Source organism: Neptunomonas qingdaonensis (assembly GCF_900113275.1).
Taxonomy (GTDB): Bacteria; Pseudomonadota; Gammaproteobacteria; order Pseudomonadales; family Balneatricaceae; genus Neptunomonas; species Neptunomonas qingdaonensis.
This window is the reverse complement of sequence record NZ_FOOU01000015.1, coordinates 74,395-95,701: the sequence shown is the minus strand read 5'-3', so window position 1 is coordinate 95,701 and position 21,307 is coordinate 74,395. Positions and strand designations below refer to the sequence as shown.

General features: G+C 46.7%; 16 protein-coding genes. 8 read left to right on the top strand and 8 right to left on the bottom strand.

Translation table 11 applies throughout. From position 1 onward, the window contains the following. Window positions 1-9: 9 nt before the first annotated feature. Complete coding sequence (locus tag BM099_RS17400; protein ID WP_090729921.1) at window positions 10-1,020, bottom strand: NADP-dependent oxidoreductase; 1,011 nt, start codon at window positions 1,018-1,020, stop codon at window positions 10-12. Between the two features lie 122 nt (window positions 1,021-1,142). On the opposite strand from BM099_RS17400, the gene BM099_RS17395 reads away from it, so the two are divergent. Then, window positions 1,143-2,081, top strand: coding sequence for a LysR family transcriptional regulator (locus BM099_RS17395; RefSeq protein ID WP_090729919.1), 939 nt, complete (start codon window positions 1,143-1,145; stop codon window positions 2,079-2,081). A gap of 13 nt (window positions 2,082-2,094) precedes the next feature. Here the strand turns inward: BM099_RS17395 and BM099_RS17390 are convergent, their stop codons facing one another. Further along, on the bottom strand, window positions 2,095-4,593 hold the full coding sequence (locus BM099_RS17390; protein WP_177201221.1) for a methyl-accepting chemotaxis protein: 2,499 nt from the start codon (window positions 4,591-4,593) through the stop codon (window positions 2,095-2,097). 273 nt (window positions 4,594-4,866) lie between these two features. Between BM099_RS17390 and BM099_RS17385 the strand changes: the two genes are divergently transcribed. From BM099_RS17385 to BM099_RS17375, 3 genes are read left to right on the top strand one after another with little or no spacing between them, the layout of a single operon-like run. Further along, complete coding sequence (locus tag BM099_RS17385) at window positions 4,867-5,871, top strand: hypothetical protein (protein ID WP_143083798.1); 1,005 nt, start codon at window positions 4,867-4,869, stop codon at window positions 5,869-5,871. Between the two features lie 2 nt (window positions 5,872-5,873). Then, window positions 5,874-6,509, top strand: a complete 636-nt coding sequence (locus BM099_RS17380) for a hypothetical protein (RefSeq protein ID WP_090729904.1) — start codon at window positions 5,874-5,876, stop codon at window positions 6,507-6,509. A 38-nt stretch (window positions 6,510-6,547) separates the two neighbouring features. Then, window positions 6,548-8,572: a putative bifunctional diguanylate cyclase/phosphodiesterase gene (locus BM099_RS17375; protein WP_090729901.1), complete on the top strand. Its 2,025-nt coding sequence runs from the start codon at window positions 6,548-6,550 to the stop codon at window positions 8,570-8,572. A gap of 82 nt (window positions 8,573-8,654) precedes the next feature. Here the strand turns inward: BM099_RS17375 and modF are convergent, their stop codons facing one another. The 4 genes from modF to BM099_RS17355 all read right to left on the bottom strand — a co-directional run bounded on the left by modF (window position 8,655) and on the right by BM099_RS17355 (window position 14,288). Next, window positions 8,655-10,073, bottom strand: a complete 1,419-nt coding sequence (gene modF / locus BM099_RS17370; protein ID WP_090729898.1) for a molybdate ABC transporter ATP-binding protein ModF — start codon at window positions 10,071-10,073, stop codon at window positions 8,655-8,657. Window positions 10,074-10,187: 114 nt separating this feature from the next. Continuing rightward, entirely contained in the window at window positions 10,188-11,663 is a 1,476-nt protein-coding gene (gene ilvC / locus BM099_RS17365; RefSeq protein WP_090729895.1) for a ketol-acid reductoisomerase, read from the bottom strand. A 277-nt stretch (window positions 11,664-11,940) separates the two neighbouring features. Further along, window positions 11,941-13,659, bottom strand: a complete 1,719-nt coding sequence (locus BM099_RS17360; RefSeq protein ID WP_090729892.1) for an amidohydrolase — start codon at window positions 13,657-13,659, stop codon at window positions 11,941-11,943. After that, the gene (locus BM099_RS17355; protein ID WP_090729889.1) at window positions 13,656-14,288 is read right to left on the bottom strand and encodes a TVP38/TMEM64 family protein; all 633 of its coding nucleotides are present in this window, start codon (window positions 14,286-14,288) and stop codon (window positions 13,656-13,658) included. Before BM099_RS17355 ends, BM099_RS17360 begins: the two co-directional genes overlap by 4 nt. 392 nt (window positions 14,289-14,680) lie before the next feature. Between BM099_RS17355 and BM099_RS17350 the strand changes: the two genes are divergently transcribed. Next, window positions 14,681-15,658, top strand: coding sequence for an LLM class oxidoreductase (locus BM099_RS17350; protein ID WP_090729885.1), 978 nt, complete (start codon window positions 14,681-14,683; stop codon window positions 15,656-15,658). A 3-nt stretch (window positions 15,659-15,661) separates the two neighbouring features. Continuing rightward, window positions 15,662-16,471, top strand: a complete 810-nt coding sequence (locus BM099_RS17345; RefSeq protein WP_090729880.1) for an SDR family NAD(P)-dependent oxidoreductase — start codon at window positions 15,662-15,664, stop codon at window positions 16,469-16,471. A 49-nt stretch (window positions 16,472-16,520) separates the two neighbouring features. Here BM099_RS17345 and BM099_RS17340 read toward each other — a convergent pair whose 3' ends face one another. Both BM099_RS17340 and BM099_RS17335 read right to left on the bottom strand, forming a co-directional pair. Continuing rightward, window positions 16,521-17,882 (bottom strand): MATE family efflux transporter, encoded by a 1,362-nt coding sequence (locus tag BM099_RS17340; protein ID WP_090729877.1) that lies wholly within the window; start codon window positions 17,880-17,882, stop codon window positions 16,521-16,523. 79 nt (window positions 17,883-17,961) lie between these two features. Continuing rightward, window positions 17,962-18,948, bottom strand: coding sequence for a zinc-dependent alcohol dehydrogenase family protein (locus tag BM099_RS17335; protein ID WP_090729874.1), 987 nt, complete (start codon window positions 18,946-18,948; stop codon window positions 17,962-17,964). Between the two features lie 107 nt (window positions 18,949-19,055). Between BM099_RS17335 and BM099_RS17330 the strand changes: the two genes are divergently transcribed. Further along, a complete protein-coding gene (locus tag BM099_RS17330) occupies window positions 19,056-19,946 on the top strand; it encodes a LysR family transcriptional regulator (protein ID WP_090729872.1) in 891 nt (296 codons plus the stop codon). Window positions 19,947-20,242: 296 nt separating this feature from the next. Beyond that, a complete protein-coding gene (locus tag BM099_RS17325) occupies window positions 20,243-21,073 on the top strand; it encodes a mechanosensitive ion channel family protein (RefSeq protein ID WP_090729869.1) in 831 nt (276 codons plus the stop codon). Window positions 21,074-21,307: the final 234 nt, after the last annotated feature.

Below are 21,307 nucleotides of genomic sequence, written 5' to 3'. Positions count from 1 at the left end.
TCCGTTAGATCAGGCAAGCTTTACCAGCATTTTACCGGTATTTTTTCCCGTAAACAGGCCGATAAAGGCTTCAGGCGCTTGCTCTATGCCTTGGTAGACGGTTTCTTTAGCACTGATTTTTCCTTGTTGAATCCACTGCGTCATCTGTTCAACAAAGGCGGGATAGCCATCCCAGTGATCAAACACAATAAAGCCCTGCATTGTCAGTTTTTTAATAATCAGTTGTGACAGGTTTGATGGGCCAGCACTGGGTGATGTCGCGTTGTATTGGTCAATCATGCCGCATACGGCAATCCTGCCATAGTCGTTCATCAGGTTCAGAACGGCTTCAAGGTGTGCGCCTCCGACATTCTCAAAATAGACATCAATACCCTCAGGGCAGGCTTTCGCTATACTCTCTTGCAGGTTATCTGTGGTTTTGTAATTAACCACTGCATCGACTCCGAGCTCTTCAAGCAGGTAGCGGGCCTTTTCATCGGAACCGACACTACCGGCAACATAGCAGCCTTTTAGTTTAGCAATCTGACAGACAATGGCGCCTACAGCACCGGAAGCTGCTGAAACAAATACGCTGTCACCCTCTTTGAGCTGGGCTATTTTGCTGAGCCCGGTGTAAGCCGTCATTCCTGGCATGCCGAGTACACCGAGAAAAGCCTGATCGGGGATGTCTGTTTTCGGTAAAAGTTGCAGATCTGCACCAGAGGTACTGAAGTACTCGCGCCAGCCACTCATGTTGGCGACCTTGCTACCAACAGGAAAAGCAGGATTATTTGTTTCAACAACCTCACCGATCGCGCCACCGCTCAATACTTCACCAAGTTCGAAGGGTGCAATATAACTTTTGCGTTCAAGCATGCGACCGCGCATGTAGGGATCAACAGACATCCATAGATTTTTAACCAGCACTTCGCCCTCTTTGAGCACACCCACTGGGACTGAAACCAGGCTGAAGTCTTCGCTGCCTGGGATACCTGAAGGGCGATGTTTAAGATGAATTTCCCGACTTGATTCGATATACATATTTCGGCCTGACAATTATTTGTAAATGATAGGTTCTAATGTAAACTTGCTTGCAATATGCATCCAATGCATTATTAAAATATCCGTAATAACTTTCAGTAATGATGAATGAGTATTGATGAATGAGTATTGCTCGCTTGTCGGCAGCTGATCTGAACCTTCTTCCTGTATTTCAAGTATTGCTGGAGGAGCGCAATGTTACCCGGGCGGCCGGACGTTTGAATTTAACGCAGCCCGCTATTAGCCGAAATCTGGCGCGTCTGCGACAGCTATTTAACGATCCGTTGTTTACTCGCACGCCGAAAGGGTTGTCTCCTACACCTCGGGCAGAAGCTTTGGCGTCAAAGTTGTACCATTCGTTACAAGAACTCAGTTTATTGATTGAGCCTCCTCTGTTTATTCCGTCACAAGCACAAAATACATTTAGATTAGCTACCACGGATTATGGCACGCAGGTGTTATTACCGGCAGTGATAAGTCGCCTCAGAAGAGAGGCTCCCCAGGTGGATCTGGAAATTATTCCCTGGCAAGAAAATTTGCTGCATCAACTTGATCAGGAAAGTATTGATTTAGCTATCTGCACGGTAACCGATGCACCGGCAGCCGTGCATGGCCGGGGAGTGGGGGATGATAAATTTGTCTGCGTTGTTAGCGCCGCCAATCCGCTTTCTGAGAGCGGTATTGATTTGCAAGCGTATGCCCGCCAACCACATGCGTTAATCACTATGGGAGGTGCGCGTAAAGGCGCGATTGATTATTTACTGGAGGAGCAAGGGTTGGCAAGACGTATTGCTCTGCGAGTTCCTCATTTTGTTGCAGCACTATCGCTGGTGGCACAAAGTGATCTGATATTAACCATCCCTTTTGGCTTAGCCCAAAGTTGCGCTCAGCATTACCAGTTGAAAATTTTACCTTTTCCTATGGAGCAGAGCGGCTTTACTTACTCGATTGTTTGGCATGAGCGCTATATGAAAGACGCCGCTCATATCTGGCTTCGTCAGTTAGTATTTGAGGAGTTAACACAGACACTGCATAAGTTGAAGACAGATTTCACAGCGTAAATTCATACCGCCTTTAGAGTTGCGCAGCATGCGTATCGTCACGTTCTTCAGGCTCAGGCTGCTCGGTGATAAAGCGTTGCATTAACGTATTAAGACCGCTGGCCTGATCATGCATTGCTTCAGCGGCGGCGGATATCTCTTCGACTAACGCTGCATTTTGCTGAGTGATGTCATCGATAGATTCGATGGCAAGTGTGATTGGATAAATACCATTGGCTTGTTCCTGGCTGGAGTCGCTGATCTCTTGAGACAACCGGTTTACTTCCTCGATACTGATGGTGATCTGTTGCAGAGCATCGGCAGACAACTGCACTTTTTCAGTACCCTCGGTGATACGCTCGTTGGTATCCTGGATAAGTGATTTTATCTCCTTAGCGGCTTGCGCAGATTTTTGTGATAATGCGCGTACTTCACTGGCTACAACGGCAAATCCGCGTCCTTGTTCACCGGCTCTGGCGGCTTCTACGGCGGCATTGAGTGCGAGTAAATTTGTCTGGAAGGCAATGCTGTCAATTAAACCTGTAATTTCACTAATATGTTTACTGGAAGTTTGGATAGCTGCCATGGCATGGATCGCACCCGCCATGACAGTAGCACTTTGCGCGGTAATATCTTTAGTTTGGTTGACGACGATATGTGTCTGATTGGCATTTTCTGCGGTTGCCTGGATCGCTTCACTTATCTGCTTAATGCTGACACTGGTTCTTTCGATGGAGAGTGCTTGCTCTTGCGTCCGGCTGGAGAGGTCATTATTCCCCAGGTATATCTCTTTAGTTGAATTGGCGACATCAGAGGCGGAGGCTCGTACTTCATTGACTAACATAGCAATAGCCTGCTGGCCGTGATTGATCGCGAGTTTTAACTCGTCAAATTGTCCCTGATATTGGCCGTTGATTCGTGATACTAAATTCCCCTGGGATTGAAGACCCGCTACCAGTACGGCTTCTGATGTGGCTTCACTGACGGCATCCAGCGAGTCATTCAGGTTCTCTTTCAAAAAATGTAATTGGCCAGGGAGTGGGCTTTCAATCCGCAGATTAAATTCACCCTTTTTCATGGCTCCCGTAATGCTGTTGACTTCCCGTATGGCGACTCCAATATTCAGCATAGCCGTTTGTGCTGACTCAATCATGCTCTGGTAGTCGCCGGTTAGTGTCGTGTCTATTTCAACATTAAATTCACCTTCGGATAAAGACTGCATCAAATGTTTTAGGGTAAGAATACTGGTTTGGGTGTGTTCGGCATGGTGATTAATGGCTTGCTTCAGATCGTTCAGATCACCGCGTAATTCACGCGATACTCTACCACTGAAGTCGCCCATTGCCATCTTGCTCATCACTAATTTTGTATCAGAGAGGGCATCTTGAGTGGCTTGTAACAATTGATTGACGGCTGTGCTGGCTTGTCCGATTTCATCCTCGCTGGATATAATCAACCGGGATGAAAAGTCACCACTTTCTTCAACCTGGTGTATGGTGTGTGCCAGTTGAGTAATGGGCGTGGTTATTCTTTGCGAAATTCGCCATGCAGCAAAAATAATGATTAAGGTACCGGATAAACCAATAAAAAGTATCCACAACTTCAGCGTAGTGACGGCGGCGAACGCTTCAGCTTCATCAATCTCGACCAATAACCCCCAACGATTACCTCCTACCTCTACAGGTGAGTAAGAAGAGAGCACCTGCCTGCCATTATAATCCATAATTAATTGGCTACCTGTTTCGCCTGAGATGGCTGCTTTTGCAGCTACGGTTGTTACTTTCCCTGTAGAAGGGTTGGCAAAAGAGTTCGCAACTGAGTGATTTTCCGGATCAAGAAACGAATCAGAACGCATCAGAAAATCAGAACCAATCAGGTAGGACTCACCGCTTTCTCCCATGCCTTCACGAATTCCCATAATGTCATTAATAGGATCGATAGGGATTTCTAATACGACGACTAAAGCGAGCGTTCCGTTTGCATTATAGACAGGGGCTCCTATAAAGCGTTCGGGGGCTCCGGAGCTTGCCTCGTAAGGTGCGAAATCCACTTCCGCGTACTGCCCTGTTTGCATGATATTGCGGAAAAGATCCCCCAAATGAGATTCTCGATACGGCCCTGTCATCACGTTGGTCTGATAGTCGGCTTCTTTAGCAACGGTATAAGAGATCAGTCCATCAGGTTCAATTAAAAGTAGGTCAACATAGTCATGATTATCCAGATAGGTTGCAAATAGATTTTTGCCCGCTGTGGTCTGCTCGTTTATGACTTGTTGAAGTGTATCGGTATTTAGGAGCGTACTGAGTATAGACGCGAGGCTGATCGTATCTCGGCGGCTGACCGCCATGAAGTGCTCAATCTGTCGGGTTTTAATGCTGCGAACGGCGTCAAGCTGCTGGTAGCTTTGTTTTGATAGAGAGTCGCTGGCTTTATAGATGGATATCATTGCTAGAATCGTAAAGGGTACTATACCTATCAACAGAAAACTGATGAGTAGTTTTACGTTTATGTTTAGATTATTAAAAGATTTCAATCTTGCCTCCATGCGACGGTCACGAACGGCCCTATCATTTGATCATCTATGCAGTATAGATGATATGTAAGCAAATGTGCGGCAGCAGATAGTCTTTTGGAGGAGCCCTTTATACAAATGTTCTAAACAAGCATTCTAAACAAGTGTTCTAAACGGATTGGTTGCATGCTTATATATCTGTAAGTGCTGTATCCTAAATGGCTGCTTAGGTAATATCTATGCTCTAGCGATGTTGTTTGTCAGTAGCCGTCACTCAAATGATAGGGAAATTACTTGATCTACTCTCCGGGGATAATGGCATTCTTTGCCCTGACGATTACCGGTGTTGCTGTCGCTGATAGCGGTATAGCTTCCGGTTGGCGTGAAAATACGCGTTGGGCAGTGGATCTTTCGACTCGCTTTTCGCGTGATTTACGACAAAATCATCAATCCAGTCAGCAGGTTGTAGGTTTTGACTTACATAAAGTGTTCACAGGAGAACAAGGTGATTTCGCTACCTTGGTCTTTCAGCCTTATTGGGTGCGTTTGCATGATGTAAAAAATCCAGGGTTTTACTTTGATGGCGGCGATGATGCAGAGCTCACATGGCGCATAGCGAATATTAACTATACCGGCTTATCACATGGCAGCTTTAACCTACGTGTGGGTCATTTCGAAGTGCCCTTCGGGCTTGAGCAAAATATCGATACAAACGGAACATTAAGACAATACTCATTTCGTGATAGAGGTATTAAAGCCGATTGGGGCGTTTCCGTTAACGGCGTGCTGTCTGAATTTGATTATGAGATCGCATTGACGCGAGGGTCGGGTAACAATATTTCTGAACGTGATGATCCTTATGTATTTGCCGGACGACTAGGCACACCCTCTACAGGGAATATGATTGTTGGTTTTTCCTGGTTTGATGGTAAGGTGCTGGCGGCGAATGGGGCTGTTGAGCGCCAACGCTTGGCTATTGATATGGCTTATTATTACCGCCAATGGGAAACGTTGTTAGAAGTTTCCGCAGGTAACAATGCCGGTGCTAACAGATCGAATGTTCTGGCTGAGCTATCGTGGCGTAACCCTATGGAAACATTTCATAGCTATTCACAGTTTCGATATGTCAGAGAAGAAGGTAATAATCATTGGTTGGATAAGAGCAGTGTTACCTTGGGGCTTGAGTGGAAAGTTAATCGGTTTGTTGATGTCAGTACCCAGTGGTTCAAAGAGCTGGACGTTCTGCAGGAGCAGAAAACAGCCTCCATTGTCGCGGTGCAGCTACGCGTGAGGATTTAGCCGTGAGAGTAGTTAGTCAGTATTTTTTAAATGCTAGCCAGACAATGATATTAACCGTCATTGTTTTTCTTTTCATGAGTATAGCTGACCCTGTTTCTGCAGCCTTCTGTTCGTTACGTGATCCGGTGCTTGCTATTCAGCGTCTTTATCCGGGCGTGACCCGGCACCGTTCTATTGTTCGCCCGATTGATCAGGAGATACGTAATCAGGTGGCGGCGCGCTTACCCTTTACGCTTCATCATAATGAAATCGGTAAACATACACTGTATCAGGTGATGGACGATGATCACTTAATAGGTTTTGTGCAGGCTCGTTCCGAATTATCGGATTGGGGCATGGTGGAAATAGCCTGGGCGATTAGCCCTGATATGAGAATAGTCGGGCTGATTTTTCAGCGTTGTCGTAGCTCCGATTGTAATGAAACATTAAAAAATAAAGTGCTGGTTGCTTTTAGAGGTAGGTCTTTTACCCGGTTACTTGGGTTGATGAGTGCTGATGGTGAGTCATTAAGCGAGGAGGGCAAAGCTTTTTTTTCTCCGGATTCGGCTATGCCTCTGTTAATGCTAAGCTCGGCTTTGAAAACCTTGGCCGTCACAGAGCTCGCTTGGGGGGATGTTATTTCTGCGCAGCAAAAGTGACAGTTTATTCAGGTCACCCGGATTAGGGTGCAATAACGATGAGAATTAAAAGTTATCTGGCGACAGTGATACTGGCGTGTCTTGCTGGCGGGTATCTGATTGAGTTGGTGTTATCGCATCAATTTCGTTTGGCAAACCGCGCATCTGAAACCTACACACAAAGTGTCTTGTGGGAGAAAGATCTTAATTCGTTGCGGTTAGACGTCTCCCAGTATTTGATTACGGTAGATTTAGTGCTCGGTTCGGGGCAAACCTATCTGGTAAGAGGTGCCTTGAATAAAGGCCGGTTTATTTTACAAAGTATTGATCTCCTGAAGAAGCAACAATCACCATTGCCGTCAGTGACTGAATTATCGGATATTGCGTTAAGTGTGACTCGTATCAGCCTCTATTTAGATGAAGCGGCTATTTTGCCGGATAATAACCGAGACCAGCATCTATCAAATCTGTTGGCTCACTCGGATAATCTCAGTGAGGTTCTTGTTGAGCGCTTAGACGCTTTGCAAAAGCGGATCAGTGGCGTCGTTGATAACAACTTACAGCAACAGGTAGAAGCGCGAAGTTATATTACTCTAGTGCAGTATTTATGCTGGGGCGGATTTTCTTTAATGGTGTTATTGCTGTGGTACTGGGCGAATCGGCAGATATCAATTCCGTTAAGACAGCTGACTCAGATGGCAAAAAATGCAGAAGAGGGCGGGCTTTTTACCGGAGTGACCCGCGGGCCGAAAGAGATTGTTGAACTGAGTGATCATACCCAGCGCCTGACTAACTCTCTGAAGTATCAGGCTGCCCATGATGCATTGACGAACTTGAGTAATCGTCGAGAATTCAGTCGTACACTGTCACGCTACGCGCATGTGACGGACGAATCGGTATCGCATGTCTTATGCTTTGTTGATTTGGATCATTTTAAAGCAGTGAATGATACCTGTGGTCATGCTGCGGGCGATGAATTATTAGCACAAGTTGCGCAAGTCCTGCAGTCGGGGGTGCGCTTAACAGATGCCGTTGCCCGTTTGGGGGGCGATGAGTTCGCCATTTTACTGACATCCTGCAATTTGCAACAGGGGCGCGAAATTTGTGATGATATTCGCAAGGCTATTTTAGATGTGCGTTATCAATGGGGTGAAGATATTTATCGCATCAGCGCCAGCATTGGTTTGACCCTTATCGACGTTAATACTCCCTCGGTTGAAGATATTCTGAATGCGGCTGATACCGCTTGTAAAGTAGCGAAGGATTCCGGACGGAATCGCCTACATATATTTGAAGTCGGCGATCAGACTCTGGCGGATAAACGCCATGATATGTTATTGATAAACCAGATTAATAATGCGCTTGATACAAAGCATATTGTGTTGCATCGCCAGCCTATAATTCCTCTGCATCAAAAACACAGTGTGAAGAAACATTATGAAATCTTACTGCGTCTGAAGTCATCAGATGGGACGCTAATTTACCCTAACCAGTTTTTGCCCTTAGTGGAGCGCTTTCATTTGGGGCCTCGTCTTGACCGTGAGGTGGTTGGTGCGGCACTGGATTGGCTTTCGGAGCACCCAGCAGAGTTGGAGGCGCTGGAAACCTGTGCGATCAATTTATCCGGACAGTCTATCGCCAGTCATGACTCGTTAAACTTTATTGTCGACAAGCTGCAGCAAACGGGATTACCTGCTGAGAAATTTTGTTTCGAAATTACCGAGACTGCCGCCATCACCGATCTTGCAAATGCGCGACAATTTATTGCCGGGTTAAAGGCGTTGGGTTGTCGGTTTGCGCTGGATGATTTTGGCAGTGGTTTGTCATCATTTGCATACTTGAAAACGCTGGATGTGGATATTATTAAAATTGACGGAATGTTCGTCAAAGATATGATGGCTGATGCCGTTAATCTGGCAACGGTGAAGTCCATCAACGAAGTGGCAAATGCGTTGGGCAAGCAAACGGTCGCAGAGTTTGTTGAAAGTGAAGTGATCGCAAAAGAGTTAAGGTCTATCGGCGTTAATTACGCACAGGGATATTATTACAATAAACCTTCGTTGCTGGTGGACTTGTCTCCCTGAGTTGGTGATGTTTTTCGTTAGCAGGGCCGGTTGTGAAGTATGGCCCTTAACGTAATCATTGAGATATTGAGACGTCACAGCGTTATTTTTTTTCCAGCGCCAAATAATTATCAATGCCTTTAATCTGATCTTCCGGGTGATGGTTTACATACAGCACAGAGGTTTCGCTGCCCGCGCAGATCTTCTCGATTAGCGCCAAAACCAGCTGGCGGTTCATATCATCCAGACCTAGACAAGGCTCGTCGAGAATCAAAAGTGGCGGATGTTTCACCATTGCCCGGGCAATTAACAACAGCCGTTGGTCTCCGTATGAGAGCTTATTGAATGGCACATCAGCACGATTGCTCATGCCAAGTAATGCCAGCCACTCATCCGCTATTTTCTTTTGACGATCAGTCGCTTTGGTGTACAGGCCGATGCTGTCGTAGAAGCCTGAAATAATGACATTACGCAGGCCTGTACCGACCTTGTATTCCCACTGCAGGGCGGTGGAAACGTAACCGATAAATTGCTTTATCTGCCAAATACTTTCGCCGTTACCCCGTTGGAAACCAAAGACGAAAATATCGTTAACATAACACTGTGGATGATCGCCGGTAATCAATGAAAGTAAACAGGTCTTTCCGCTACCGTTGGGGCCACTGAGTTGCCAATGCTGATTGCGTTCGATGGTCCAATTCAGTGAATCAATAATTTTATGATCATCATATTTAATGTCGATATTGTTGAGATGCACCAGTGGCTGAGCGGGATCCAAGCGTGGAATTGCCGTTTCAGGGTCGGCCGCAGGTACTTGTAAATCAGTGGTTTTTAAATGTAGTAACTGATACAGCTCGTTGTATGCTTTGCTGTCATTTCGATCAATCTGGTGTTGCAGTCGGCCATCATCGATATAGGCGATATGCGTGATAAATTCAGGAAACTCATCAAAGCGGTTAAGAACCAGTACCATGGGCACCGTTTCTACCAGTGATGTTAAATATTCCTGCAGCATTTCAAGTGTATATGCATCCAGCCCATCGAATGGCTCGTCCAGAACCAACAAGTCGGGCTCGCTGGCTAACGCGCGTATCAGCATGACTTTGCGTGATTCACCCGTAGAGAGTTTACGAAAAGCCCGGTTAACCAACGACTGCATAGAAAATTTTTCTACTAACTCATCGATGAGCTGTTGATTGCTATTGCCGGGATTTAGTATTTCGTAAACCGGCGTGCCTGCGGAGATCACATCCATGATGTCTGCGTCATCTTTTTTCAGCTCGGCTTCTATCAGTTCAGCCTGGGCTTCAAAAGAGACAATGCCTACTTTTGCCGGCACACCGCTCAGTGTTCCTGATATGTGTTCGCCTATACCCGCAAGTACGGCAGCCAGTGCCGATTTGCCTGAACCGTTTGCGCCTGTGATAACCCAGTGCTGGCTATCATCGAGTTGCCAATTGATCTCATCTAATTGAAAACGGTCGTCAAAATTAACGGTCAGATTATCGAGGCAAATATTCATAGGCGTCCGGAGTCCACTTGTCGTCGCAGGGGAGAGGATTAACATTCAAAAAAAAGGCCAGGAGATGAGTCCCGGCCTTCATTTACCTGTAAGGGGTTACAGGTGAGATCGTGATTATACGATCTTCTTCATATCAGCCATGTGGCCACGTAGCACAGTACCGATCGCTTCAACAGGGTGAGCGCGCAAAGCCGTGTTCACTTCGATCAAACGCGCGTTATCAACGCCATTGTCGTCGACAGCCAGGCCTCTACCGATTACATCAGTTTTGATGCCTTTCATGAAATCAGCCAAGAGTGGCAGACAAGCATGGTTATACAGGTAGCAACCGTATTCAGCTGTATCAGAGATAGTAGCGTTCATCTCGTAGAGTTTCTTACGTGCGATCGTGTTGGCGATCAGCGGAGTTTCATGCAGTGACTCGTAGTATGCAGAGTCAGCAACGATGCCGGCCGCTGTCATTGTTTCAAAAGCCAGCTCAACACCCGCTTTAACCATGGCAACCATCAGGATGCCGTGGTCGAAGTATTCTTGCTCAGAAATTTCTACATCGCCCGCTGGTGTTTTTTCGAATGCTGTTTCAGCTGTTTCTGCGCGCCATCCAAGCAGATTAACGTCGTCGTTAGCCCAATCTTCCATCATAGTGCGGGAGAAAGTACCGTCGATGATGTCATCCTGATGTTTGTTGTATAGCGGACGCATGATCTGTTTAAGCTCTTCTGACAGATCAAATGCTTTAATTTTAGCTGGGTTAGACAAACGATCCAGCATGTTGGTTACGCCGCCGTACTTCAGGGCTTCGGTAACAGTTTCCCAACCAAACTGAATCAGCTTAGATGCGTAACCAGGGTCGATACCTTCTTCAACCATTTTGTCGAAGCACAACAGAGAACCGGTCTGTAACATACCGCACAGAATAGTCTGTTCGCCCATCAGGTCAGATTTAACTTCCGCGATGAAAGAAGACATCAATACGCCTGCTTTATGGCCGCCAGTACCTACCGCGTAAGCTTTAGCCAGCGCCAGACCTTCGCCTTTAGGGTCGTTGTCTTCGTGAACAGCGATCAGTGTAGGTACACCGAATCCGCGCACGTATTCGTTACGTACTTCAGAACCCGGGCACTTAGGAGCAACCATGATAACGGTTAAGTCTTCACGGATTTTCATACCTTCTTCAACGATGTTGAAACCGTGAGAGTAAGACAGGCAAGCGCCTTGCTTCATCAACGGCATGATGGCATTAACAACAGCGGTATGCTGCTTATCAGGTGTCAGGTTAAGAACAACATCGGCAGTCGGGATGAGTTCTTCATAGGTACCAACAACGAAACCGTTCTCTGTAGCACTTTTCCAGGATTGACGTTTTTCAGCAATCGCTGCAGCACGCAATGTGTAAGATACATCGCAGCCGCTATCACGTAGGTTCATACCCTGAGCTAAGCCCTGGGCACCACAACCGATAACAACGATTTTTTTGCCTTTGAGTGCTTCTACACCGTCTGGAAACTCAGAAATGTCCATAAAACGGCATTTCGCCAGTTGCGCTAGCTGCTCACGCAGAGGCAGGGTATTGAAGTAATTATTTGGCATATCTGGTAGTTCCCTGATAATTTCGTTGTTGCCACATCGGCAAAAACAATAATTCATAGATTGGTCATGCACCGCTTTGTGGTGCATAGCTTTGTCATGCTAAGTTTGCTTAGCAGCACATTATATACGGTGCTAGTGCAAACTTTAATAGCGCTACTTTAACGAAAGTTGAGTCTTGCGTATATTGATATATATTCATTACTACGTTGCGTTATTTGCATCGACGGATGTGATGCCAGGCTTGATGTTGGGAAATCGCCCGTCAGGTCCGTATAGATTACCTCCTGGTTTGTTTTGTTTTAGCTTGATACACAGACACGCCTGCAACGATTGTCTCCAGCACTTCTAGCTGTCTTATATTTCTGGGACTCTCTAATGGGTCACCCGACAGAATAACCAGATCTGCAAATTTCCCGACCTCTATCGAGCCGCGATTCTTTTCCTGAAAAACTTGCCATGCCGCATCAATAGTCATCGCCCGGATTGCCTGCATCACGCTAATGCGTTGGTCTGAGCCAATCATCGCACCGCTCATCGATTCGCGGTTAACCGTACTCCAGAGCAATTGCAAAGGGTTGATGGGGGTGACGGGTGCATCGGTGTGCACGCTGAATCTAAGCCCTAGTTTAGTGGCTGACCCGGTCGGGCTCATCATGGCGGCCCTTTGCGGGCCCATCAATTTAGCTAGATGTTGATCGCCCCAAAAGAAGGTATGTGTAGGAAAAAAGCTCGGTGTAATCCCGAGTGATTGCATACGTTCAAGCTGATCCTGGCGCGCCATCTGGGCATGAATAAGAATAAAGCGGGGATCACTCACAGGAAAATCGCTTTGTGCATCAGCAAATGCTGTCAGAATATTATCAATAGCGGCATCGCCGTTACCGTGGATGGCGAGCTGGAATCCTGCTTTGTGGTAGCGGTTTACCAGGTCAGTCAGTATGGGCTGTTCGAATGCCGGAAAACCACGGTAGGACAGAGCTGTCGAAGGATTTGTGTAAAAAGCTTTTGTAAGAAAAGCCGTTCGTCCCTGCACGCTACCATCAGCGACAATTTTGACAGGCCCGAGGTGAAACTGCTCTGTGTTGAAATCGGCTTGAGTGTATTCGCCTTTCAATAGTTGCTGCCCAAGGCCTTCATGGCGGGGAAAAACCACTATTCTAAAAGGCAGAAGCCGCAACTCGCTGGCCCAATAAAGCGCTTGAGTAAGCTTTAGACCAACCCCTCCACTCTGGGCCGTGGTTATTCCATTTTGTACATATTCATCGCGGGCCTGCTGGAAAATTTTATAGTAGTCCAGCAGTGAAAAATCATTCAGTAAGGTAGAGAGTGAAAGCGCGGACTTTTCCTGCAATAAACCATTAAGCTTGCCGGTGTTAGGGTCCTTACCGATGATGCCGCCAACCGGCGCTGTAGAGTTTTGCCTGATACCTACTTTGTCTAAAGCCATGCTATTCGCAATGCCCATATGGCCAGAACTGTGCCACAAATAGATAGGGTGCTGGTTGGATATGCTGTCTAACTCCTGACGCGTCGGGTGGCGCTGCTCCTCAAGTGATGAGTCATCATAGCCAAAGCCAACCACCCATTTACCGGCGGGGGTGATATCAGCCTGTTGACGCAATCTTGCTAATAGTTGAGTGATATTGTCTACATTGCCCATAGGCGGTGGGCTGATGTCTGCAGAAATAGCGGTGAGGCCTGATGTTGGGAAGTGACTATGCGCATCGATAAAGCCGGGTAGAAGTGTTTTGCCTTGCAAGTCTGTTATCTGAGTATCTGCGCTAATCAACCGGCTAATCTGCTGATTATTGCCCACGGCTTCTATTATTTCTCCTCTTATCGAAACAGCCTCAGCAATCTGATTTTCTGCATCGGCGGTGATAATGTTCGCGTTGATAAACACCCGATGGGCAGGAGGGGAGGTGAAGGCCGCCAAGCTTGCCAGAATAATCAACAGAGCGAGGGTTAATGAAATGAGCGTAAGCCGTTTCTTCATGAATCTAATGACGGCGCAAGGCGTTGTTTATGTTTCCTGTAGATGACCCAGCCAAGCAGGCTGGAGAGTAATAACAGAAAAATACTGAGTGATATCTGACCGGTAGAGTTGATGTTCAGCCCGTTTCCACCGAGGACAAAAAGTGTGCTTTGTGGTAAAAAACCCAAAAATGAAGCGCTAAAAAATAGCTTTGCAGGGAGTTGGGTTGTTCCCGCAGCAAGGTTTGTCAGCATATTGGTACCCAAGGGTAAAAAGCGAATGGTCAGGATCTTTAAAAATGGCTGATCCACTATGAGGCTGTCGAGTTTTACAATGGCTTCGGGAAAACGTTGTCGCACCCAGGGACGAGCTACAAAACGAGCGAACCAGAACGTTAGCAGTGCGCCGAAGCTAATACTGCTGATCGCCAATAGCACGCCTTCAATTAAGCCAAAGCTATAACCGGCAATCAGTGCAATCAGTTGCCTTGGTAAACCAACCGCGGCGGTGCAGGTAGCGAATATAACGAAGACAAGCATGCCAAAAAAGCCTTGCTGATCTACCCAGACGCCGAGTGCTTTTGCGTCAATGTATGGCTCGATATATTTCAGCGGAGGAAAAGCATAAACCAGATATCCAACAGCAAGCATAAATAGCAAAAGCAGTATGAGTGGCGTCTTACTGCGGTTGAAAATGCTATTTATTAAAAAGCGATTATTAGAAATGGCGATGCCTGCGCTAAATGAATTATCTGTATTATTGAGAAAATAGTTTATGCCGTTAGTTCAACTATTTATCTCCAGGAAAAGCGAGTTATCTCCAGGAAAAGCGAGTCTTGATGTATAACTGAAACTCCTTTCGGTGTTTTTCTAGCAAGTAGGTAATGCCGGTAGCGCTGCAGCCACCGTCGGATATCGCTCACTTGAGGGTGGCTGATTATCAATATTTTACTGAAACTCATTCATTATATTGATGGATTATCAATAAAAGTCATAGGTGTTAACTTTCATCAGCATTCAACTGACCTGTGAGCGGAGCAACCATGCGTAAATTACCTGAAAGTTCAGGATTTCAGCCAATCAATAAGGGTTATAACTCAGTATTTCGTCCTGATAAATTGAGCCTTGGTGTTGTGGTTCCGTTGGAAACCTATGACAGCGGCCCGGTCGCAACGATGAAGCATCATCTTGAGCGAATCCAACTGGTAGAAAAGCTCGGCTTTTCGGCCATCTGGTTACGGGATGTTCCCTTTAATGTACCTTCGTTTGGCGATGCCGGGCAGCTCTTCGATCCTTTCGTCTATCTGGGGTTTCTGGCTGGGCAGACAGACAGGATCGCATTGGGGGTTGCCAGTATAGTGTTGCCCTTACGCCATCCTGCTCATGTGGCTAAGGCTGCAGCCAGTATCGATCAGCTGTCCGGCGGTCGACTCATTTTAGGCGTGGCTTCGGGCGACCGGCCCGAAGAATACCCAGCACACAACTTATCCTTTGATGATCGGGGTAAGCGGTTTCGTGAAAGCTTCGGTTACATAAAACATATGTGGAAAAATAGCCCTGTATTCGAGAATGGTTACGGACGCTTATCTGGTGATATGGATATGTTACCTAAACCCGTATCCAGTCGATTGCCGCTGTTGATTACCGGTGGTAGTCAACAGGATCCGGCATGGATCGCGGAGAATGCTGATGGCTGGATAATGTATCCAAGAAGCCAGATGTTGCAGTCGCAGATTATCCAGGATTGGCGAGCCAGGCTCGATATGGCTGGCAGACCCGCTCAACCCGTCATGCAACCACTCTATGTTGATCTGGCAGACGATCCTGATGCCAGAGCAAAACCTATTCATCTGGGGTTTCGGTTGGGTAGCAAGCAACTTAAGCGCTACCTTAAATCACAGGAAGAGATCGGCGTAAACCATGTAGCAATTAACCTGCGCTTTAATCAGGCAGATACAGAATCAACACTGAAGCGACTGGCTGAAGAGGTTTTGCCAGACTTTCTGAATCACGGGGAATAATCTATGCAAAAAACAATTCTTATAACCGGCTCCACCGATGGTATCGGATTGGAAACGGCCAAAATGCTGGTTTTACTGGGGCACCATGTTCTTCTGCATGGACGTAACCCGGAAAAGTTGAAAGCGGTTGAAAAGATGCTCTCCGAGCTGCCAGGGAAGGGGCGGGTTGAAAGCTATGTCGCCGACCTTTCACGTATGGCGGATGTTGAGCTACTGGCAAATGCAGTGGCACAACAGCATTCAAAACTTGATGTGTTGATTAATAATGCCGGAATATACAGTGCATCAGTTAGCATCACTGAGGATGGGCTTGATCCGCGCTTTGCCGTGAATACTATTGCCCCCTACCTGCTCACTAAGCAGCTTATGTCATTGTTAGGTACTTCAGGGCGGGTTGTTAATCTCTCCTCTGCTGCGCAGGAATGCGTGGATCTGCAGGCGCTGATCGGTCAGAAACAAATCTCAGATGATTTCACTGGATATGCTCAGAGCAAGCTTGCGCTAACCATGTGGTCTCGGAGTATGGCGCTTTCTTTGGGTGCAAACGGCCCGATTATTATTGCGCTGAACCCTGGTTCGATGCTCGGCAGCAAGATGGTGAAGGATGCCTTTGGGGTGGTTGGAGGAGATCTCAGTAAGGGTGCAAAAATACTGGCTCGCGCAGCCCTTGATGATGAGTTTGCATCAGCTTCGGGTCAATATTTCGATAATGACTCAGGCCGGTTCGCGCCACCCCATTGTGATGCGCTCGATCAGTTGAAATCGGATGCTGTCGTACACGCTATTGAAACGAAGCTGACAGAACTGAAATAACGGGACGAACTGGTGAAAAAGAGAGGGGAGTAGCATTAACCCGCTTATTTCAGGAAGCCGTCAGCAGGTTTTCTGCTAACGGGTTAACCACCGTTGGATATTGTGAGTGAAGTAGTGTTAATCGCTTCTTATAAAGTTGCCAGCTCAGGTAACCGGCGATTAAATTCCCTGTCATCGCGCCGATAAACAAGCCGGTCAACCCGGCTATTTCAGATCCTAACCAGAGCAGCGGTAGGTAGCAGCTGAATAAGCGTAACGCTGAAATGAGCAGCGCCAGAGCAGGCATCCCCATCGCGCTGCATGCCGATACGATGAGCATGCTGATGCCCAGTCCGCCATAGCTTAAGGGCACAAGCCACAGGTACTCGTGCAAAATGTCCGCAATACTGCTCTCAGTCGTTAACGCACGACTGAGAGGGCTGGAAAATAATACGGTAATGACAGTAAGCGCGAGTTGAGAAAGCATGACAAAACTGACAGCGATACGCACAAGCTGATCAATCTGCGTAAGTTGATTGCTACCCCTTAGCTTCCCGATCATCGGAGGCATCGCCATGGTTAAGGACAGCACGATGATGATGGAGAAAAACTCTATTCGGCTGGCAAGCCCCCAGGCAGCGACAGCATCGTTGCCGTAAAAGGCAACGACGCCTGTGGCAATCAGTCCCGATAGCGGAGGAATAAATTGGCTAAGCATGGAAGCTGCCATAAACGATAGCAAGCGTTTTACGCCTGCTGTAATCGTTACCATTGTGTCGGGTAACCGGATCAGGTCTTTGCGATGAATACCGGCGAAAATGATGATGCATCCGGCACTAAAAGCACATACGGTTGCCCAGGCTGCACCTGCTAAACCCATATCAAGAACAAATATAAACAGCGGATCAAGCACCATGTTAATAATGCTTACCAGTACCAGCACGATACCAGGGAAGCGGGTTTCTCCATGTGCCCGAAAAATACTGAAACCGAAGTAAAGCATGGCGCCCAGCCAACAGCTGATCAGCCAGGGAAACCAGTACTCGCGTACAAAAGGGAATAGCGCTGTATCCCCACCTAAATTAACAACGATGAATTGTTGAGCCGACCAGAGTATCAGGCACAGCATTGAGATCAGGATAAAACCGGTAACGATTATCAGGGCACCCAGCTGTTTGGCATAGGTGTTTTTGTTTGCGCCCAGGGCGGTTGATATGATGGCGGTGGTTGCGATACCAAGTCCAACCTGTATGCCAATAATCAATTGATAAATGGGAATAGAGAAACCCACAACGGCGAGGGGTTGAGCACCCAACTGGCCTATGAACGCACTGTCGACCAACTGGCAACTACTGACCGCCAGCATGCCGATCAGCATGGGTAATGTCATATGGAAAAGCTGTTGTCTTAGTGATTGGCTTTGCTGGGTCATGATCTGTCCGGTTCTGAGAATACAGACGCGTAGATGGCGTTATTGGCCAATCCCTGGCCTCAGTCATTCCTGCTATTTGTTAAATATCTATCACAACCTTGCCCATCGCCTGACCACTGCTCAGACGTGCATGCGCCAGGCCGGCTTCAGTCAGAGTGAAGCGCTGCTCATCAAGAACCGGTCGAAGATTGCCCGCTTCAGCGATCTTAGCGATCTCACTCAGAATATGACCATGTGCTTTGCGACCATGATCGTGAATCATCGGGATAAGCATGAATACCACGTGTAGGGATAAGCCCTTAAAGTGAGCAACTGAAAGATCCAGCTCAACCATTGCAACCGTAGTCGCTACCTGGCCGTTCAGAGCGGCAGCTTCAAACGAGTTAGCTATATTTGCTCCGCCAACAGAATCGAAGACAACATCAAAGCCTGCACCAGCGGTATATTCAGTAACATAATCGGCAACGCTTTCTGTTTTGTAGTTGATCCCCTTAGCGCCTAGTTCTTCGATCAGTGCCAGTTGTTTATCCCCACCGCCTGTTGCATAAACATCAGCACCGAAGTGACGCGCCAGCTGCAATGCAACATGGCCTACACCGCCGGAGCCGCCATGAACCAGCACACGATGTCCTTTGGATATTCCGGCACGGATCAGTCCCTCATAAGCTGTGATACCTACCAGCGGTAGCGCCGCGGCTTCACGCATGGACAGGTTTTTTGGCTTGAGGGCAATCAGTCGGGCATCGGCCGCCATATATTCTGCCATCGCACCCTGTAGTTCCCCAAGACCACCGGCACAGCCGTAGACTTCATCGCCAACAGAAAACCCGCTAACGCCTTCGCCAACGGCTTCTACAGTACCTGCGAAATCCATACCCAGTACTGCTGGTGGATTGGGTGATATTGGCAACTCCTTACCCATCAGGCGAATCATGGTATCGACGGTGTTAACACTGGTGGCGGCGATACGTACCAGGACCTGACCGGGTTTTACTTCGGGTGTCGGAATATCAGATAGCTCGAATACTTCAGGACCACCAAACTCACGGATAATCATTGCTTTCATGGGGTAAACCTCTGTTTAGTTGATGGGTAATACTTTAATAGTTCTTGCTTATGATGATAATCTGCATAAATAGCTAATCTGTTTATATTTTATGTTGATAATCTAAAATGAATGTCGAACACCTGAAACTCTTTATACGGGTAGCCGCTACCCATAACATCAGTCAGGCAGGCGCTGAGCTGGGCTTATCTCCTGCCGTGGCCAGTGCACATATCAATAAACTGGAAGAGGGTCTTGGGGTGCGTTTGATTCACCGCACCACCCGCAAAGTTTCATTGACTGAAGAAGGTAAGGGCTTTCTGCCGCATGCCGAAGAGGTGCTTTCCAGTGTGGAAGCGGCTCGTGCTTCGGTGGGAGTGGGTAAAGGTTTACCTTCCGGTACACTGAGGGTTTCTGCCTCTGCATCCTTTGGCCGTATGCATCTGGTGCCCGCGATGAAGGGGTTCCTGTCGAGTTATCCGGACCTTAATGTCGACCTGCGCTTATCCGATTCAATCATCGATATGGTAGAGGGGGGCTTTGATATCGCTATTCGTATCGCAGAGTTGAAGGATTCAACATTAATCGCGCGTAAATTAGCCTCTGACAACCGTATTGTCTGCGCCTCTCCCGGATATCTGGCAAAGTACGGTGAGCCCGAATCTCCTGATGATCTGGTTAATCACTGCTGCCTGTCTTTAATGGGATTGGATCACTGGAGCTTTGATGCCCCCGACGGTCAGTTAACGATTAAAGCGAAAGGTAATTTTCGCACCGATAATGGCGAGGCGGTCCGGGATGCCTGTGTGGAGGGGCTGGGAGTTGCGATTGCTTCAACATGGAGTGTCTATCAACAGCTTAGAAAAGGGGAGCTGGTTCAGGTGTTGCAGGACTATCCGCTAATGTCAGATACAGCGGTCTGGGCGGTGTATCCCAGTTCGCGTCTGCTAGCACCCAAAGTCAGAGCATTTATCGATTATTACACTCAATGTTTTAGCAGTCCTGCGTACTGGGATTGAGAAATCTGAGGTGACCTTTTACAGGACATAACACCTTCATGTCCCTGTAGCTAAGCAACAAAACTTAATCGCAGCTTCCTTAAACAGCTACCTTGATTTGCTGGCTGCATCTCTCAATCTGAGGTACTTACTCCATTAACATTGATACGCATAGAATATCTATCCCGCACTTTGTGAGGCGGTTATACTAACGGCTATGAAGGATATGGTCGGTTTATTGAGTTTTTAGGGTTGGCTTCAATATTTTTACTGTCACTGCATATTATTTTATAAAAAATGAAACATTGGGATAATCCATGACCGGACTTGAGATTTATAGTTTGCTTTTTGAGCATAAGTTGCTTTCTTCGCTTATGTTTATTGTTTTAGCTTATTTCTTGAAGTTGATGTTGGTAAAAGTCATAAGAAAACGAAGTAAGGCCAAAGGGGAAGATCGGCGCTATGTAATTAATTTAATTAAAAACTTAATTAATCTGACCGTTGTTGTTTTATTGTTTGTCTTATGGACGGAAGAATTACAAAAATTTGCATTGTCCGTCGCTGCGTTTGTTGTCGCGATTGTTATCGCTACACGCGAGTTTATTCAATGTATTATTGGATATATTTATATCATTGTATCCAGACCATTTCAGGTCGGTGACTGGATTCAGGTAGGTAGTTCCTATGGTGAAGTAACAGAGACTAACTGGGCAAAATTAACCTTATTAGAAGTTGATATCGATTCATACAGTCATACAGGAAAAACGCTTTATTTACCCAATAGCATGTTGATTTTAAATACTATAAAAAACCTCAACTTCATGAAACGATATGCGACTCACACTTTCACACTTACCCGGAGTCAGCGCGTCAACCTATTTTCATTTAGGGATGAGTTACTGGAACGAGCAGCAGTGCACTGCCAGGATTTCTATGAAGTTGCACATAGGTATAATTATTTAATAGAGAAACGCTTAGATGTGACGATCGCAGGCCCAGCGCCTACCGTTACTATTTCGACATCCGATATTGGTAAAAATACAGCGAGTGTGACGATTTTTTGTCCTTCAGATCAAGCCCTGGATATAGAACAAAAAATAACTCAGGATTTTATGGAGTTATGGTATTTAGAGCTAAGAAACCTGTAGGAAGTTGCTCCCTGAAGTCGCTGCATAAATAAGGCTCAGCCGTTCTGTTTTTTATGACTCGGCTACGAACGCTATGTATCGATTGTGCATCTTGCTGTTCAGCCTTTTTTATAGGTACCAAGTTCATAAATGGGCTCCTTTCGGCTTTTGCTATCGCCCCTGCATCATTCGTATTTCGTTAACTTTAGCGTCACAAGCGTAAGAAAAATTTTTTTTAAAAAACGCTTGAAAAAG

What these genes read in the sequence shown, in the direction of transcription:
- BM099_RS17355 (WP_090729889.1), bottom strand. Translation starts at nt 14,288, where the DNA reads ATGCTTGCTGTTGGATATCTGGTTTATGCTTTTCCTCCGCTGAAATAT.
- BM099_RS17360 (WP_090729892.1), bottom strand. Translation starts at nt 13,659, where the DNA reads ATGAAGAAACGGCTTACGCTCATTTCATTAACCCTCGCTCTGTTGATT.
- BM099_RS17330 (WP_090729872.1), top strand. Translation starts at nt 19,056, where the DNA reads ATGAATGTCGAACACCTGAAACTCTTTATACGGGTAGCCGCTACCCAT.
- BM099_RS17340 (WP_090729877.1), bottom strand. Translation starts at nt 17,882, where the DNA reads ATGACCCAGCAAAGCCAATCACTAAGACAACAGCTTTTCCATATGACA.
- BM099_RS17350 (WP_090729885.1), top strand. Translation starts at nt 14,681, where the DNA reads ATGCGTAAATTACCTGAAAGTTCAGGATTTCAGCCAATCAATAAGGGT.
- BM099_RS17400 (WP_090729921.1), bottom strand. Translation starts at nt 1,020, where the DNA reads ATGTATATCGAATCAAGTCGGGAAATTCATCTTAAACATCGCCCTTCA.
- BM099_RS17325 (WP_090729869.1), top strand. Translation starts at nt 20,243, where the DNA reads ATGACCGGACTTGAGATTTATAGTTTGCTTTTTGAGCATAAGTTGCTT.
- BM099_RS17395 (WP_090729919.1), top strand. Translation starts at nt 1,143, where the DNA reads ATGAGTATTGCTCGCTTGTCGGCAGCTGATCTGAACCTTCTTCCTGTA.
- BM099_RS17375 (WP_090729901.1), top strand. Translation starts at nt 6,548, where the DNA reads ATGAGAATTAAAAGTTATCTGGCGACAGTGATACTGGCGTGTCTTGCT.
- ilvC (WP_090729895.1), bottom strand. Translation starts at nt 11,663, where the DNA reads ATGCCAAATAATTACTTCAATACCCTGCCTCTGCGTGAGCAGCTAGCG.
- modF (WP_090729898.1), bottom strand. Translation starts at nt 10,073, where the DNA reads ATGAATATTTGCCTCGATAATCTGACCGTTAATTTTGACGACCGTTTT.
- BM099_RS17345 (WP_090729880.1), top strand. Translation starts at nt 15,662, where the DNA reads ATGCAAAAAACAATTCTTATAACCGGCTCCACCGATGGTATCGGATTG.
- BM099_RS17335 (WP_090729874.1), bottom strand. Translation starts at nt 18,948, where the DNA reads ATGAAAGCAATGATTATCCGTGAGTTTGGTGGTCCTGAAGTATTCGAG.